Source organism: Ancylobacter sp. GW821-FHT10E12 (assembly GCF_058809335.1).
This window is the reverse complement of sequence record NZ_JBXASN010000005.1, coordinates 252,689-267,585: the sequence shown is the minus strand read 5'-3', so window position 1 is coordinate 267,585 and position 14,897 is coordinate 252,689. Positions and strand designations below refer to the sequence as shown.

General features: G+C 65.1%; 13 protein-coding genes and 1 pseudogene. 6 read left to right on the top strand and 8 right to left on the bottom strand.

What is annotated here, in order from left to right; translation table 11 throughout:
- The first annotated feature begins 5 nt into the window (after positions 1 to 5).
- From AC1RU4_RS09060 to AC1RU4_RS09050, 3 genes and pseudogenes are all read left to right on the top strand, one after another.
- Positions 6 to 3,152, top strand: a complete 3,147-nt coding sequence (locus AC1RU4_RS09060) for an efflux RND transporter permease subunit (RefSeq protein WP_492890726.1) — start codon at positions 6 to 8, stop codon at positions 3,150 to 3,152.
- 89 nt (positions 3,153 to 3,241) lie between these two features.
- Positions 3,242 to 3,892 carry a TetR/AcrR family transcriptional regulator gene (locus tag AC1RU4_RS09055; RefSeq protein WP_492890725.1) on the top strand — a complete coding sequence of 217 codons (651 nt, stop codon included), beginning with the start codon at positions 3,242 to 3,244 and terminating at the stop codon, positions 3,890 to 3,892.
- Positions 3,893 to 4,078: 186 nt separating this feature from the next.
- Positions 4,079 to 4,222 (top strand): annotated as a pseudogene (locus tag AC1RU4_RS09050) (DUF4158 domain-containing protein); the annotation flags it as partial.
- Between the two features lie 47 nt (positions 4,223 to 4,269).
- Here the strand turns inward: AC1RU4_RS09050 and AC1RU4_RS09045 are convergent.
- The 7 genes from AC1RU4_RS09045 to AC1RU4_RS09015 form a co-directional block, all read right to left on the bottom strand.
- Entirely contained in the window at positions 4,270 to 4,632 is a 363-nt protein-coding gene (locus AC1RU4_RS09045; protein WP_492890724.1) for a hypothetical protein, read from the bottom strand.
- A 14-nt stretch (positions 4,633 to 4,646) separates the two neighbouring features.
- Positions 4,647 to 4,928: a c-type cytochrome gene (locus tag AC1RU4_RS09040; protein WP_492890723.1), complete on the bottom strand. Its 282-nt coding sequence runs from the start codon at positions 4,926 to 4,928 to the stop codon at positions 4,647 to 4,649.
- 137 nt (positions 4,929 to 5,065) lie between these two features.
- A complete protein-coding gene (locus AC1RU4_RS09035; RefSeq protein WP_492890722.1) occupies positions 5,066 to 8,242 on the bottom strand; it encodes an efflux RND transporter permease subunit in 3,177 nt (1,058 codons plus the stop codon).
- A complete protein-coding gene (locus tag AC1RU4_RS09030) occupies positions 8,239 to 9,660 on the bottom strand; it encodes an efflux RND transporter periplasmic adaptor subunit (protein WP_492890721.1) in 1,422 nt (473 codons plus the stop codon). The genes AC1RU4_RS09035 and AC1RU4_RS09030 overlap by 4 nt, the downstream gene beginning before the upstream one ends.
- Complete coding sequence (locus tag AC1RU4_RS09025; protein WP_492890776.1) at positions 9,657 to 10,064, bottom strand: FixH family protein; 408 nt, start codon at positions 10,062 to 10,064, stop codon at positions 9,657 to 9,659. Before AC1RU4_RS09025 ends, AC1RU4_RS09030 begins: the two co-directional genes overlap by 4 nt.
- A gap of 131 nt (positions 10,065 to 10,195) precedes the next feature.
- Positions 10,196 to 10,552 carry a hypothetical protein gene (locus tag AC1RU4_RS09020; protein WP_492890720.1) on the bottom strand — a complete coding sequence of 119 codons (357 nt, stop codon included), beginning with the start codon at positions 10,550 to 10,552 and terminating at the stop codon, positions 10,196 to 10,198.
- Between the two features lie 225 nt (positions 10,553 to 10,777).
- On the bottom strand, positions 10,778 to 11,737 hold the full coding sequence (locus AC1RU4_RS09015; RefSeq protein ID WP_492890719.1) for a LysR family transcriptional regulator: 960 nt from the start codon (positions 11,735 to 11,737) through the stop codon (positions 10,778 to 10,780).
- Positions 11,738 to 11,798: 61 nt separating this feature from the next.
- On the opposite strand from AC1RU4_RS09015, the gene AC1RU4_RS09010 reads away from it, so the two are divergent.
- The 3 genes from AC1RU4_RS09010 to AC1RU4_RS09000 all read left to right on the top strand — a co-directional run bounded on the left by AC1RU4_RS09010 (position 11,799) and on the right by AC1RU4_RS09000 (position 14,288).
- Positions 11,799 to 12,392: an isochorismatase family protein gene (locus AC1RU4_RS09010; protein ID WP_492890718.1), complete on the top strand. Its 594-nt coding sequence runs from the start codon at positions 11,799 to 11,801 to the stop codon at positions 12,390 to 12,392.
- 73 nt (positions 12,393 to 12,465) lie between these two features.
- The gene (locus AC1RU4_RS09005) at positions 12,466 to 13,539 is read left to right on the top strand and encodes an alkene reductase (RefSeq protein ID WP_492890775.1); all 1,074 of its coding nucleotides are present in this window, start codon (positions 12,466 to 12,468) and stop codon (positions 13,537 to 13,539) included.
- Entirely contained in the window at positions 13,539 to 14,288 is a 750-nt protein-coding gene (locus tag AC1RU4_RS09000) for a pirin family protein (protein ID WP_492890717.1), read from the top strand. Before AC1RU4_RS09005 ends, AC1RU4_RS09000 begins: the two co-directional genes overlap by 1 nt.
- On the opposite strand, the gene AC1RU4_RS08995 is transcribed toward AC1RU4_RS09000, so the two are convergent.
- Positions 14,285 to 14,782, bottom strand: a complete 498-nt coding sequence (locus AC1RU4_RS08995; RefSeq protein WP_492890716.1) for a DUF4102 domain-containing protein — start codon at positions 14,780 to 14,782, stop codon at positions 14,285 to 14,287. The two genes, AC1RU4_RS09000 and AC1RU4_RS08995, sit on opposite strands and share 4 nt — an antisense overlap.
- Between the last annotated feature and the right edge of the window lie 115 nt (positions 14,783 to 14,897).

Sequence of the window (14,897 nt, the reverse complement as noted above, 5' to 3'; positions counted from 1 at the left end):
CGTCCATGGGCCGTTTCAACCTGTCGCGCTGGGCGGTCGAGCACCGCCCCCTCGTCCTGTTCATGATCCTCGCCATCGCCATTGCCGGTGCTCTGTCGTTCCAGCGGCTCGGACGCTCCGAGGACCCCAACTTCACCGTCAAGGTCGCGGTGCTGACCGCCGTGTGGCCCGGCGCGACGGCGCGCGAGATGCAGGACCAGGTTGCCGACCTCATCGAGAAGAAGCTCCAGGAGCTTCCGCATTTCGACCGGGTGCAGACCTATGTGAAGCCGTCCTTCACGGCGATGCAGATCACCTTCCGCGACGACACGCTGCCCGCCGAGGTGCCCGGCCTGTTCTACCAGATCCGCAAGAAGATGGACGACGTCCGGCCCTCGCTGCCGGCCGGCGTGATCGGTCCCAACGTCAATGACGAATATGGCGACGTCGACTCGATTCTCACCATGCTGACGGGCGACGGGGTGGACTATGCCCAGCTCAAGAAGGTCGCCGACGCGCTTCGCCAGCGGCTGCTCAAGGTGCCGGGCGTCGCCAAGGTGAATGTCTATGGCGTTCAACAGGAGCGCATCTTCGTCGAGTTCAGCCATGCCAAGCTGGCGACCCTCGGCGTCACGCCGCAGGCGATCTTCGATTCGCTGTCCCGCCAGAACGACGTGACGCCCGCCGGCACGGTGGAAACTGATGCACGACGCATCCCGCTGCGCGTCACCGGCGCCCTCGACGGCGTGAAGGCGGTGGCCGAGACCCCGGTGGAATCGGCAGGGCGCACCTTCCGGCTCGGCGATATCGCCACCGTGACGCGCGGCTTCGTCGATCCGCCGGACTTCCTCGTCCGCCAGCGTGGCCAACCTGCGCTCGGCGTCGGGGTGGTCATGGCGCGCGGTGCCAACATCCTGAAATTCGGCGAGGACGTTCTCGCCGAGACCCGCGCCTTCCAGGCGGACGTGCCGCAGGGCGTCTCCTTCGAACAGATCGCCGACCAGCCCGAGATCGTCGAGGAATCGATCTGGGAGTTCGAGCGATCCTTCGTCGAGGCGCTGGCGATCGTGCTCGGCGTCTCGTTCCTGTCGCTTGGCTGGCGCACGGGCATCGTGGTGGCGCTCTCGGTGCCGCTCGTGCTCTCGGCGACCTTCGTCGTCATGTACACGCTCGGCATGGACCTGCACCGCATCACCCTCGGCGCGCTGATCATCGCGCTCGGGCTGCTGGTCGACGACGCCATCATCGCGGTGGAGATGATGGTCGTGAAGATGGAGCAGGGCTATGACCGCATGGCGGCCGCGGCCTTCGCCTGGACGTCGACGGCCTTCCCGATGCTCACCGGCACCGCGGTCACGGTCGCGGGCTTCCTTCCCGTGGGCTTCGCGAAGTCCGCCGCCGGAGAATATGCCGGCGGCATCTTCTGGGTGGTCGGCATCGCGCTCGCCGCCTCGTGGATCGTTGCCGTGGTATTCACGCCTTATCTCGGGGTGATGCTGCTGCCCTCCTCGCTGGCGAAGGCCGGCGCGCACGGCGATCACGACGCCATCTACCAGACCCGCCTCTATCGCGGCCTGCGCGCGGCGATCCGCACCTGCGTGCGCTGGCGGATCACCACCGTGGCGATCACCGTCGCCATCTTCTTCACCTCCGTGGTTGGCTTCGGCCTGGTCCAGCAGCAGTTCTTCCCGCTCTCCGAGCGCAAGGAGCTTTTCCTCCAGCTTCGCCTTCCCGAAGGATCCTCGATCGGCGCCACGACCCGCCTCGTCACTGAAGCAGAAAAGCTGATCGGGCAGACCGATCCCGATATCCAGACCTTCACCGCCTATGTCGGGCAGGGCTCGCCACGCTTCTGGCTTGGCCTGAACCCGACCCTGCCCAACGAGGCCTTCGCCGAGATCGTGATCCTGACCCGGTCCATCGACGGGCGCGAGCGGGTGAAGACCCGGCTCGAGACCGCGATCGGCGCCGGTGCGCTGGCCCAGGCCCGCGCCCGCGTCGACCGCTTCTCCTTCGGGCCGCCGGTCGGCTTCCCCGTGCAGTTCCGCGTCATCGGACCGGATCCGATGAAGGTACGGGAGATCGCCTACCGGGTCCGCGACGCACTGCGCACCAACCCCAACGCCATCGATCCGCATCTCGACTGGAACGAGATGTCGCCCTCGGTGAGGCTGGTGGTCGACCAGGAACGCGCCCGCGCGCTCGGGCTGAACGTGCAGGATGTCGCGCAGACCCTGCAGACTCTGGTCTCGGGCCTCACCGTCACCACGGTCCGCGACGGCGTCGAGCAGGTCGGCGTGGTGGCCCGCGCGGTGGAGAGCGAACGGCTCGACCTCGGCCATGTCGGCGACCTGACCATCGTCGCCCGCAACGGCATCGCCGTGCCGCTGTCGCAGGTCGCGCGGCTCGACTATGTGCAGGAGGATCCGATCCTGTGGCGGCGCAACCGCGACACCGCCATCACCGTGCGGGCCGACGTGGTCGACGGCGTCCAGCCTCCCGACGTGACGGCGCGAATCCTGCCGCTGCTGCAGCCGATCAAGGACAGCCTGGAGCCCGGCTACAGCATCGAGACCGGCGGCGCGGTCGAGGAATCGGAGAAGGCGAACGCCGCGCTGTTCGTCATCTTCCCGATCATGTTCCTCGCCATGCTCACGCTGCTGATGCTGCAGCTCCAGAGCTTCTCGCGGCTCGCGCTGGTGTTCATGACAGCCCCGCTCGGGGTGATCGGGACCGCGGCGGGCCTGCTCATCGCGCAGAAGCCGTTCGGCTTCGTCGCCCTGCTCGGGGTGATCGCGCTGGCCGGGATGATCATGCGCAACACGCTGATCCTGGTGGACCAGATCGAGAGCGACGTCGCCTCCGGCTCGCACGCGCGCGGCGAGGCGATTGTCGAAGCCACCGTCCGGCGAGCGCGGCCGGTGGTGCTGACGGCGCTGGCTGCCATACTCGCGATGATCCCGCTTTCTTCCAGCGCGTTCTGGAGCCCGATGGCGGTCACGATCATGGGAGGCCTGTTCGTCGCGACCTTCCTCACCATCCTGTTCCTGCCCGCGCTCTATGCGCTGTGGTTCCGCAACTCGCTCGACGCACGCGGTGTGCCGGCGGAGTCGGCGCGAGCGGATGTTCCGGCAGGCACGCATCCGGCTCTGGCTGTCGAAGGACATCGGTAGTCCCATATCCTTTCGGTAGGCCATGCCCTTTCGGCAGAACATGTCCTTCGGTAGGACATGTCCCTTGCGATCGTTTCGGAGTAGCCTGAATGGAACGTTCCTCTAGTGCCCCGGCCCGAATGACCGCTCAGACCCAGACCGCCAGCCGACGTCAGGACGGCTCGGAAGGCCAGCGCGAGATCCTCGCGACCGCGCAGAAACTGTTCACCACCATCGGCTACCGCAAGACCACGGTTGCCGACATCGCGGCCGAGCTCGGCATGAGCCCCGCCAATGTCTACCGTTTCTTCGACAGCAAGAAGTCGATCAACGAGGGTGTCGCCGAGCTTCTGCTCGACGGGATCGTGGCCGAGCTGGAAGCGATAACCGCGTCCGGCGAGCGCCCTTCAATGCGCCTTGCCGACTTCCTGCGGACACTGGCGCAGCTCAGCGACGAGCGCTTCATGACCAATAGCCGCGTGAACGACATGGTCGAGGACGCCATGACGGAGAACTGGAGCGTCTGCGTGCGCTATGCCGAGCATGTCCAGGCGATGATCGTGCGGATCGTCGAAGATGGCCGGGCGTCAGGCGACTTCAGCGTCGAGGACGCCGCGGTCGGCGCGGGTTGCGTGAAAGCCGCGATGACCTGCTTCATGCATCCGACCATGATGGCGCTGTGTGCGGAGCTCGGGAGGCCCGGTATCGAGGAGGTGATCGCCTTCGTGCTGCGCGGCCTCGGCCACAGGGCGGCCGGCTGAACCGCGCGCGTCGATCGGCACGGTGGCTCGACTCATGATTGGGGGTCGGAACAAGAACTGTTCCCGCAGGCACGTTAAGAACGAATAAAGCGCGAACGCTCACGATAGATCTGTAGATGAAGCCGGCTAGCTGGTTGAAAGGCTCCGGCTGATGGCGAACAACTTCTCCTTGGAGATCAGCCGGACATAGCGACGGACGAGGATAGCTTGATCCGTCACTTTGCACTGGAGCCGGCAGGTCGTTTGAAATGCGAACGCCGCCGGCGACCTCAGAACAAGTTGGGCTTCGCCGTTCAACTCTGCACAATGCGCCAGACGAGGCGGCTCTTATAGGATACCGAGTAACCGCCCGCGGTGGTGATCACCTATCTCGCGTATCAACTCGGTGTCGATGCGCGTCTAACCGAGGCACGATCACCCATCATGCCGGCGTCGAGAATGGCCGGCGCGCCTTGCTCCGGCCCCTCAGCGCTGGAATCGGTCTTGAATCGGAGATTGCGTTTCCAGAATTCGTGAATCGTGCCGTCCGCCGTGACGACGCGATAGGTGTCCCGGCAAAGGGTGATTGCCTGGACACGCTGTGCCGGCTCAAGGTGGCGCAGGTTTGGAACCGATCCACCACCCATCGTGCCTCCCATGGACATTGACGGCTCGGCGACTCGGCCAGGGGCCGTCACCTGCTTCAGGCAGACCAGGAGATCGGCCCGTACCTGGCCATCCTTGATGCCGGGAAAGGTCATCCGATTCCCAGGTATCAGGTGGGCAGGGTCGGCGAGCCACGGATCGAGAGATGTCTCGTTCCAGACGATGTCAGCCCCTTGAGCGCCGGCGAATAACGCTCGAAGCTCGCCAGGCTCCCGGCCTTCCGGTCCCAAAGTCCGGCGAGGCTCGGTCCGGTCATGTTGCGGTCGGGAGCGAGCGAATGGCATGCGGCGCAGGCCCTGTAAGCCTGCCGCCCACGGTCAGGATCCCCCTCGGCCGCGAGCACGGGTGAGATCAGCACGCACGCGAACAGGAGGTTGAGAAACGCTCGCATGACGCACCTCACCGGAAGAAGACGTATTTCACGAGGGCGGCGATCACCAGTACCAGGACGACGAGGCCGATCAGGCCGGCCAGACCCATGCCCCAGCCCATGGCTCCCATCATGTCATGCATCATTGGACCCTCCTCTCATTCGGCAGCCGCCTTGAGGCCTGCCGGTTCGGGTTCGCGTACAAACTCGGCGTCCGCCGCGCTCCGTGGCAACCGCCAGCCCTTAATCAGCCCGTAGACCGCCGGGATCACGGCTAGCGTCAGCACCGTCGACGACACCATGCCGCCGATCATCGGCACCGCGATGCGCTGCATCACTTCCGAGCCGGTGCCGGTGCTCCACAGGATCGGCACGAGCCCGGCCGTGATGGCGATGACGGTCATCATCTTCGGCCGCACCCGCTCGACAGCACCGAGCATGATCGCCTGGTAGAGATCCGTCCGGGTGAAGGACCGTCCTTCCGCCTCCCGCTCAGCCTTCAGTTCCACCATCGCCTCTTCAAGATAGATCAGCATGATGACGCCGGTCTCGGCGGCGACGCCGGCGAGCGCGATGAAGCCGACGGCCACGGCGACCGACATGTTGAAGCCGAGCCACCACATCAGCCAGATGCCTCCGACCAGCGCGAAGGGCAGCGACAGCATGACGATGAGCGTTTCGGTAAGTGCCCGGAAGTTGAGATAGAGCAGCAGGAAGATGACCAGCAGCGTCACCGGCACGACGATCTTCAGCCGCGCCTCGGCGCGCTGCAGATATTCGAACTGGCCGCTCCACGCGACGTAGGTTCCGGGCGGCAGCTTGACCTCGTTCGCGACCGCCCGCTGTGCCTCGGCGACATAGCCGCCGAGATCCCGGCCGGCTATATCGACGAAGACATAGACCGCGAGCTGGCCGTTCTCGGTGCGGATCGAGGTCGCGCCGCGCGTCAGTTCGACCTTGGCAACCTCGCCGAGCGGCACCGTGCCGCCGCCCGGCAGCGGCACCTGTACGTCGCGGGCGATCGATTGCGAATCGCTCCGGAAGTCGCGGGGATAGCGGATAGTGACGGCGTAGCGCTCGCGCCCCTCGACCGTGGTGGTCACGGTCTCGGCGCCGAGTGCGCTCGCGATCACGCCTTGGACGTCGCCCACCGTGAGGCCGTAACGGCCCAGCGTCTCCCGATCCGGGACGATGTCGAGATAGTAGCCGCCGATCACCCGCTCGGCATAGGCGCTCGAGGTGCCCGGCACCGATCGCAGCACCCGCTCGATCTCGCGGGCGCTCTGTTCCATCTGGCCGAGATCGGTGCCGAACACCTTGACCCCGACCGGCGTGCGGATGCCGGTCGCCAGCATGTCGATGCGGGCGCGGATCGGCATGGTCCAGGCGTTGGAGACGCCCGGAAACTGCAATGCCTGGTCCATCTCGGCCTTCAGGCTGTCGACGGTGACGCCGGGCCGCCATTCCTCCTTCGGCTTCAGATTGATGATGGTCTCGAACATCTCGGTCGGTGCCGGATCGGTCGCCGTCAATGCGCGTCCCGCCTTGCCGTAGACCGAAGCCACCTCCGGGAAGCTCTTGATGATCCGGTCCTGCATCTGCAGCAGCTCGGCCGCCTTGGTGACGGAGATGCCCGGCAAGGTGGTCGGCATGTACATCAGCGTCCCCTCGTCGAGGTTGGGCATGAACTCCGAACCGAGCTGGCGTGCCGGCCACACGGTGACGCCGAGCACGATGAGGGCGATGAGGATGGTGAGCGTCTTCGCCTTGAGCACGCCGCTTATGACCGGCCGGTAGACCCAGATCAGGAACCGGTTGATCGGGTTCCTGTGCTCCGGAATGATCCGGCCGCGTACGAAGACGACCATCAAGGCCGGCACCAGCGTCACCGACAGAAGGGCCGACGCCGCCATGGCGAAGGTCTTGGTGAAGGCGAGGGGGCCGAACATCCGGCCTTCCTGCGATTCCAGCGTGAAGATTGGCAGGAAGGAGACGGTGATGACGAGCAGGCTGAAGAACAGCGCCGGACCGACCTGGCTCGCCGCTTCGATCAGGATCTCCACGCGCGGCTTGTCCGGTGGCGCACGCTCCAGATGCTTGTGGGCGTTCTCGATCATCACGATGGCGGCGTCGATCATGGCGCCGACCGCGATGGCGATGCCGCCCAGACTCATGATATTGGAGCCGAGCCCGATCGCCTTCATCGCCGCGAACGCGATCAATATGCCGACCGGCAGCATCAATATGGCGACCAGCGCGCTGCGCAGATGCAGCAGGAACACCACGCAGACCAGCGCGACGATGATGCTCTCCTCGATCAGCGTGCCCTTCAGCGTCTCGATCGCCCGGCCGATCAGCTCGGAACGGTCATAGACCGGCACGATCTCGGCGCCTTTCGGCAGGCTCGTCGCAATCTCGGCGAGCCGCGCCTTGACGTGCTCGATCACCGTCAGCGCATTGGCGCCGAAACGTTGCAGCACGATGCCGCTCGCGACCTCGCCCTCGCCATTGAGCTCAGTGATGCCGCGCCGCTCGTCCGGCCCGATCTCGACGCGGGCGACATCCTTCACCCGAAGCGATACGCCGCGGTCGGTCTTCAGCACCACATTCTCGATATCGGCAATGCCTCGGAGATAGCCGCGGCCGCGCACCATGAACTCGAACTCGGAGAGCTCGACGGTGCGCCCGCCAACATCGGCGTTGCTGGCCTTGACGGCGTCGCGCACCCGGTCGAGCGGGATGTCCAGCGCCCGAAGCCGGTTCGGATCGACCACGATCGAATATTGCTTGACGAAGCCGCCGACGCTGGCGACCTCCGCCACGCCCTCCGCCTTGGATACACCGAAGCGGACCACCCAGTCCTGCAGCGAGCGCAACTCTGCGAGCGTCATCTCCTTGGCGACGACGGCGTATTGGTAGACCCAGCCGACGCCGGTCGCGTCCGGCCCGAGGGTCGGGGTGACACCCGCCGGCAGGCGTTGCGCGGCGGCGTTGAGATATTCGAGCACGCGCGAGCGTGCCCAATAGGGATCGGTGCCGTCCTCGAAGATCACATAGACGAAGGAGACGCCGAAGAAGGAGAAGCCGCGCACCACCTTCGATTTCGGCACCGTCAGCATCGAAGTGGTGAGCGGATAGGTGACCTGGTCCTCGACCACCTGCGGGGCCTGGCCGGGATAGTCGGTGTAGACGATCACCTGCACGTCCGAGAGGTCGGGGATGGCGTCGAGTGGCAGCGTCTTCAGTGCATAAAGCCCGGCAGCGACGGCGAAGGCCGTACCGACAAAAACCAGTACGAGATTGCGGGCGGACCAGCCGATGAGGCGGGCGATCATGGCTGTGCCTCCGCGGGCGTCAGGCCGCGCAGAGCGGCTTTCAGATTGCTCTCGGCATCGATCAGGAAATTGGCCGCCACGACAACCCGGTCGCCCTCGGTGACCCCCTCGCGGATTTCGGTGAAGCCTTCGCCATGCAGGCCGATCTTCACCTCGCGCGGCTCGAACCGGCCTTCGCCGCGGTCGAGGATCACCACTTGCCTTGTGCCGGTGTCGATGACGGCATCGTCCGGCACGGCGACGACTGGAGCGGCGGCGCCGGTGCCGATCTCCACTTCGGCATACATGTTAGGCAGCAGGGCGCCGTCCGGGTTTGCGATCTCGATCCGCACCTTTGTGGCCCGCGTCGCTTCGCCAACCTGCGGATAGATCAGCGACACCCGGCCATTGAGGCTGCGTTCCGGCAGGCTTCGGACCCGGATCGTCACCGGCGCGCCGAGCCGGACGGCGCCGAGGTCGAACTCCGGCACATCCGCCAGCACCCAGATGGTCGAGATGTCGGCAAGGCGGAACAGCACATCGCCCGGCGCCGCCTTCATGCCGTCGACGACATTGCGTTCAAGCACGACGCCATCGCTCGGCGCCCGCCAGATCATGGAAAGCGGCACCTTGCGGGTGCGCTCGATCTCGGCGATCGCCTCCGGCGGGAGGCCGAGATTCTCCAGGCGCTGGCGGGCGCCTCCGAGAGCGCTATCGCGGCCGCCGCCATTGAGATCGGTGAGGAACTGGGCGCCGGCGGTGGCGATATCCGGCGCATAAAGCCGGAGGAGCATCTGGCCTTTCGTCACCCGGTCGCCCGTAGTGACGTCCGCCACCTCATTGATGAAAGCGTCGCTCCGGGTCGCCACCACGGAGATGCGCCGCTCGTCGAGCTGGACGTTTCCCGGCACGCGCACCAGCCTGCCGACGACACGCCGCGTGACCAGCTCCGAACGCACGCCCGTCCGCTGCAGCTTGCCGAGCGAGACCTTCACGACCGCGCCGTCGTCGTCCTCGCCCTCATGGACGGGGATGTAGTCCATCCCCATCGAGTCCTTCTTCGGCACCGGCGAGGTATCCGGCAGACCCATTGGATTGCGGTAGTAGAGGACGCGCCGCGGACTTGCCGGGCTCGCCACCTCGGCTGTCACCAGCGGCTTGCCCTCGAAGCTCACGTCCTCCCCGGCGCGAACGGCGCGAAACTCCCGGCCGTCCCCGGTCTGGCGCGGGGTCGCCGAATAGGCGGGCTTGCCGTCGGGATCCTGATAATAGATCACGGCCCCCGTGCCGGTCGGTTCGGCAACTGCCGGAATGCCTGCGGCATCGAACAACTGGCGAAGGCCGGGCGCGGGAAGACCCCGGACACCGGCCCAATAGCCTCCGACCCCCGCCGCCAGAACGGCGGCGGGGGCGAGCCCCGTAAGGGCGATCCGTTTCATGGCGTGGCCTTCAGGACCAGCTTGTTCTCGATCGTGCCGGTCTCACCCTGGATCTTGGCGCCGAGCGACAATTGCCAGCCGCCCGCCATCATCAGATTGGCCTTGAAACGGTAGACGCCCGGTTCGGTCGAGGGCAGCGCCTCGATCGGCGCGGCCATGGTCGGCATGCCGTCGGGCGCCATGTCGATGCGGCTCGCGAAGATGACCGCGTCCGGTACCGCCTTGCCGGACCGCTTGTCGACCAGCCGCACGGCGACAACGGCGCCATTGCCCTGCTTGACGTCATTCTGAACGAGCCGGAATTCGTAATTGGCGATGTCGGCGTGCGCCGTCGAGAGAGCCGTCATGGAAAGCGCGGCCGCAAGCGCCGCCGCAGCGGCGTGCTTCGGATTGAAGGTCGTCATGATTTGAAAATCCCAAGTACATCGGAGCGCCGTGCGCATGGCCCGGCGTTGCGCAGCCTATGGCCACGCACTCTCGGCCGCCCGAGCCTCGCTGGGGCGGCACGAGCCGGCGTCGAAACGCCGGCGATGTCTCAGGTTCGCGGAGGTCGGGCCGGCGGCTCTATGGAGAGCGTGGCGCCCATGGCGTCACTGCCGGGGAGGATGGCGTCGCCCTCGGCCTGCAGGACGAATGCCAGGTTTGCAAGCATCGGCGTGACCGAAAAGCACTTGGCCATGCACATCGCCATCAACGGGCAGGTCTTCTGACAATCCGGGACGACCGGCTGCTCGTGCGGGCAGCACGGCATGTCGTCCGGCATCGCCGCCATGGACATAACGGAGGCCGCCGCCGTCGCGGCACCGCTCACCGGGTTGGTGAACGGGCCGGCAATAATCCCCACGATCGCAAGGATCGGGAGCAATCTGCGGAGCCACGTGCTGACCTTCATGACGCGGAAGATGCCACAGGCGTAACGCTCTGGGAATGCGCGCAGCGGTGCTGCGCTGTCACAGGTTCGTGGCAGGCGGCAAGGACGAGCACAACATGCAGGGTGCGTTATAGGTAGACGTCGTTCCCATCCGACTCCCGCACGCTCCCCCGTCGATTTCCCGCTATAGTTCGATATTTCAATCTTTCTCCTGCGTGGGCGCAGGCTATTTGACGGACGGCAGCATCAACTGCCACTGCCTGATGATCTCTGGAGCATCGCCTCACAGAACTCTGCGATGATCGCCTTGATCAGCCGTTCGGTAATGCGATCCTTTGACCAGAGCGCGGTCATCTCAACCGGATTGGGCTCCCAGTCCGGCAGCACGCGGACGAGCACTCCCGATTGCAATGCGTCCTTGACCATGAATTCCGGCAGATTGGCCACCCCGAACCCAGCGATCGCCGCGTCGATTAGGATCGCCTGCCGATTGGCGGCGAAGCCGATTTTCGGGACGATCTCCACCGTCCTTTCGTCCTCGCGGTGCAACCGCCACTCCACTAAGTCCCGCCGAATGGCGAGCCCGGGGAGCCGTTTGAGATCCTCCGGATTGCTCAAATCAGGATGCGCCGAGAGGAACGCCGGACTAGCCACGAGCACGCGCGGCAGACTCGCGATCCGTTTGAACATCAGCCCTGAATCCGCGATCGGCCCCATTCGCACCGCCAGATCGTAACCCTCCTCGATCAGCGAGACATTGCGGTCGGCGAGCACCATTTCGATCACGACATCGGGATGCCGGCTTTTGAACCCGATGAGCGCCGGAGCCAGGACCTCGCTTGCCATGTCTGGCGGGAGCGACATCCGCACGGTTCCCGACAGCGCAGTGCGCTCATCTTGAACCGCCGCAAGCGCCTCTTCCGCCAGCAGGAAGGCATTCCGGCTGCGGTCATAGAGCTGTTGGCCCCGATCCGTCAGCACCACGCCCTTCTTCGTCCGCCGCACCAGCCGCACGTTCAATCGGCTCTCCAACGCGCTAAGGCGGCGCGAGAGGGTGGCCTTGGGAATGCCGATGGCGCGCTCGGCGGCGGCCAGGCCGCCAGATTCGACTATGCGGACGAACAGTGCGAGGCCATCGAAATCGTCGAAGGTCTTCATGTTCCATTTATGGAACGATACGTGCACATTTTTCAAGTCTGCCGACATTTTTGTTTCTTCACTAACTTCGTCCGCAAGCACGAGGACGCAAAGTCAAAGGAGAACAAAGATGTCCGCCAACTTTACCGCAGAGAATTCCGCCCTGCTGCTGATCGACCATCAGATCGGCACGATGCAGCTCATCAAGAATATCGATGTCGGTCAGGCTAAAAAAATGGCTCTGGCGCTTGCGAAAACCGCCAGCATTCTCGGCATTCCGACCGTGCTGACCTCCAGCCAGGAAGACCGTGCGCAGGGGCCCCTTTTGCCGGAGCTCAACGAGATCCTGCCGGCGTCCTTCGAGAACAGGGTGCAGCGCGCCGGCATCGTCAATGCCTGGAGCGACCCCAGCTTCAAGGCCGCCGTCGAGGCGACCGGCCGCAGGAACCTCATCATGGCCGGCGTGACCACGGATGTCTGCCTCGTATTCCCGGCGATCGACGCGGTCCGCGAAGGCTATGGCGTGCAGGCCGTCATGGATGCTTCGGGCTCGCCCTACGAACTCTCCGAAGACATGTCACGACGCCGGATGCAGGACGCCGGCGTGGTGCTCACCGCGACCAATACGATGATTGCGGAACTCGCTCAGGATTGGTCGACGCCGGAAGGCCAGCAACTGATCCAGATCCTGTTTACCGAGGTGCTTCCCCCGATCGGCGACTGATCCCGCGGGTGCGATGCACCCCGAGGATGCAGGACGCTTCTTCTCACCTATCGACAGTTCAGGCATACGAACAATGACCGACATCCGGACTCCGGCGAAGCTCGGAAATCTCGAACTCAAGAACCGGCTGGTCATGGCGCCCATGACGCGCAGCCGCGCGAACCCCGACGGCACGCCCGGTGCGCTCGCCGCCGAGTACTATGCCCAGCGGGGTGGCCTCGGCCTCTTGATCGCCGAGGGCGCCCAGCCTTCCGACGAGGGCCAGGGCTACATCCTGACGCCCGGCATCTACACCGACGCACATGTCGAGGGTTGGAAGAAGATCACCTCGGCCGTGCACGCGGCCGGCTCGCACATCTTCATCCAGCTCATGCATGTCGGCCGCATGTCGCATCCCGACAACACGTCGGACCATATCCGCGCCGTCGCACCCTCGGCGATCGCGCCGAAGGATCAGATGTTCACCCTGGAGGGCATGAAGCCCATTCCCGAGCCTCGCGCTCTGACGATTGGGGACATCGACCGAACCATTAAGGATTTCCGCAACGCGGCACGTCGCGCGGTGGATGCCGGAGCGGATGGGGTCGAGATTCATGGCGCAAACGGCTATCTGATCCAGCAGTTCATCGCCCCTAACGCCAATCTGCGCACCGACTCCTATGGCGGCAGTATCGAGAATCGCGCCCGCTTCGCGATCGAGGTTGCCAAGGCGGTCGCTGGCGAGATCGGCGCCGGGCGCACCGGCATCCGCCTTTCCCCTGGCGTGACGCTCGGTGGACTGGATGAAGGCCCAGAAGGTGCGGACCTCTACCGCTATCTCACCGACGAACTGAACAGGCTCGGGCTCGCCTATGTCCACCTCATGCATCTCGGCAACGAGGCGCTGCTGGCCGATATCCGCAAGGCGTGGCATCAGGCGCTGATCGTCAACAGGCCGGGCCGCGCGCTTGCCGACATCGGCTCGGACATCGCCGCGGGCCTTGCCGATCTCGAATCCTACGGCCGGTTCGTCCTCGCCAATCCCGACTTCACCGAGCGGCTGAAATCCGGCGCTCCGATGAACGAGACGGACAAGGCAACCTTCTATGGTGGTGGCGCCGAGGGCTACACGGACTATCCGACGCTCGGCGAAGAGGTGGCCGTGTGATGCGACCGATCAAGCTCGACAACAGCATGAAGCAAGGTGGCCTGCGGGGAGGTTTCGGAATCGAAATCCTCCATCCGGGCCTCGCCTTGGGCGAGGGCGATAGCGGCATCGGCGCCATCGGCCGGATCGACCAGGCGCGGATTCCGGTGGGATACACCATCAGGATGCATCCGCACCGGGACGACGAGATCCTCACCTATGCCCGCGCCGGCCGGATGCGGCATCGCGACACTGTCGGCAACGAGGATGTGGTCACGCGTACACGGCTGATGCTGATGAACGCGGGCCATACCTTCCAGCACGAGGAGACCATTCTCGGGCCGGAGCCGTTCCAGTGCCTTCAGATATTCATCCGGCCCCGCGTGGCGGACCTCGAGCCGAAGGTGCAGTTCCACGACTTCCCCGAAGCGCAGAGCATGAATACATGGCGGCTTGTTGCAGCACCGCAGGGCGCACCGCTGGAGCTGCGCGCGCAGGCGTGGGTGCAGGATGCACGTGTCTCGGCAGGAGAGAGACTGGTCTTGCCGCCGGTTCCGGCGGCGGGTGTAACCCGCCTGCTTTACGTCTTCTCCGGAGAAGTCCGTGTCGGCGATGTCACGTTCGGTGACGGCGAGAGTCTGATCCTCGATGACGGCCCTGGCGTGGTCGAGGCGTCATCCCAAGCCGATATTGTGCTCTTCTCTACGGATACGCACGCCCCCGTGTTCAAGGGCGGAATGTTCAGCGGCAACGTCCTGACACAGAGCTAGGCGCATCGAAGCTCCCTCCGTCGTCCGCTGAGTTCAATACGCTGAAGCACCGGGAAGACGTCGCCGGCTTTGATCGACGCAGTCGCCCGGCTACCGAGATCCTCGTACCCGAGGCCGAGCAGCCATTCGACCTTTGCGATGGTGCGCTCGACCTTGCGTTCACGCTTGAGCTTTTCGACATAGTCCTCGGCAAGCATGCGAAACGTAATAGCGGCTTCCGCTTCAACCTTGGCGGCTCGCTTTTGTGCCGACGGGTCCTCGCCGGCCAGCAACGCTCGCTTCGCCTGGTCGCGCGCCTGCCGAGCTTCGGCCAAGGAGATCAGCGGGTAGGGCCCGATCGCCAGCAGCTTTTGCTTGCCCTCGAAGCGGTAGGCGAGGCGCCAAAGTTTCGAGCCGTTGGGCTGAAGCCACAGCTGCAGGCCTCCCCCATCGGAGAGTTTCTTGAGGGTTTTGCCCGGCTTGGTGTTCCGGCAGGCGAGGTCGCTGAGCGGCATGGTCGATACCTTGAATCGGGGCGATACCAACACCCCGTTTTCACGATACCATCAGCCGTACCAACGTTCATGTTGGATAGCGTTGCACATCACCGGCGCGCGCTGGACACCGAAT

Bases quoted from the DNA above. Each gene is read 5' to 3' on its own strand.
- AC1RU4_RS09025 (WP_492890776.1), bottom strand. From the start codon at position 10,064: ATGACGACCTTCAATCCGAAGCACGCCGCTGCGGCGGCGCTTGCGGCC.
- AC1RU4_RS09030 (WP_492890721.1), bottom strand. From the start codon at position 9,660: ATGAAACGGATCGCCCTTACGGGGCTCGCCCCCGCCGCCGTTCTGGCG.
- AC1RU4_RS09060 (WP_492890726.1), top strand. From the start codon at position 6: ATGGGCCGTTTCAACCTGTCGCGCTGGGCGGTCGAGCACCGCCCCCTC.
- AC1RU4_RS09040 (WP_492890723.1), bottom strand. From the start codon at position 4,928: ATGCGAGCGTTTCTCAACCTCCTGTTCGCGTGCGTGCTGATCTCACCC.
- AC1RU4_RS09015 (WP_492890719.1), bottom strand. From the start codon at position 11,737: ATGTCGGCAGACTTGAAAAATGTGCACGTATCGTTCCATAAATGGAAC.
- AC1RU4_RS09035 (WP_492890722.1), bottom strand. From the start codon at position 8,242: ATGATCGCCCGCCTCATCGGCTGGTCCGCCCGCAATCTCGTACTGGTT.
- AC1RU4_RS09020 (WP_492890720.1), bottom strand. From the start codon at position 10,552: ATGAAGGTCAGCACGTGGCTCCGCAGATTGCTCCCGATCCTTGCGATC.
- AC1RU4_RS09010 (WP_492890718.1), top strand. From the start codon at position 11,799: ATGTCCGCCAACTTTACCGCAGAGAATTCCGCCCTGCTGCTGATCGAC.
- AC1RU4_RS08995 (WP_492890716.1), bottom strand. From the start codon at position 14,782: ATGCCGCTCAGCGACCTCGCCTGCCGGAACACCAAGCCGGGCAAAACC.
- AC1RU4_RS09005 (WP_492890775.1), top strand. From the start codon at position 12,466: ATGACCGACATCCGGACTCCGGCGAAGCTCGGAAATCTCGAACTCAAG.
- AC1RU4_RS09055 (WP_492890725.1), top strand. From the start codon at position 3,242: ATGGAACGTTCCTCTAGTGCCCCGGCCCGAATGACCGCTCAGACCCAG.
- AC1RU4_RS09000 (WP_492890717.1), top strand. From the start codon at position 13,539: ATGCGACCGATCAAGCTCGACAACAGCATGAAGCAAGGTGGCCTGCGG.
- AC1RU4_RS09045 (WP_492890724.1), bottom strand. From the start codon at position 4,632: ATGACCTTTCCCGGCATCAAGGATGGCCAGGTACGGGCCGATCTCCTG.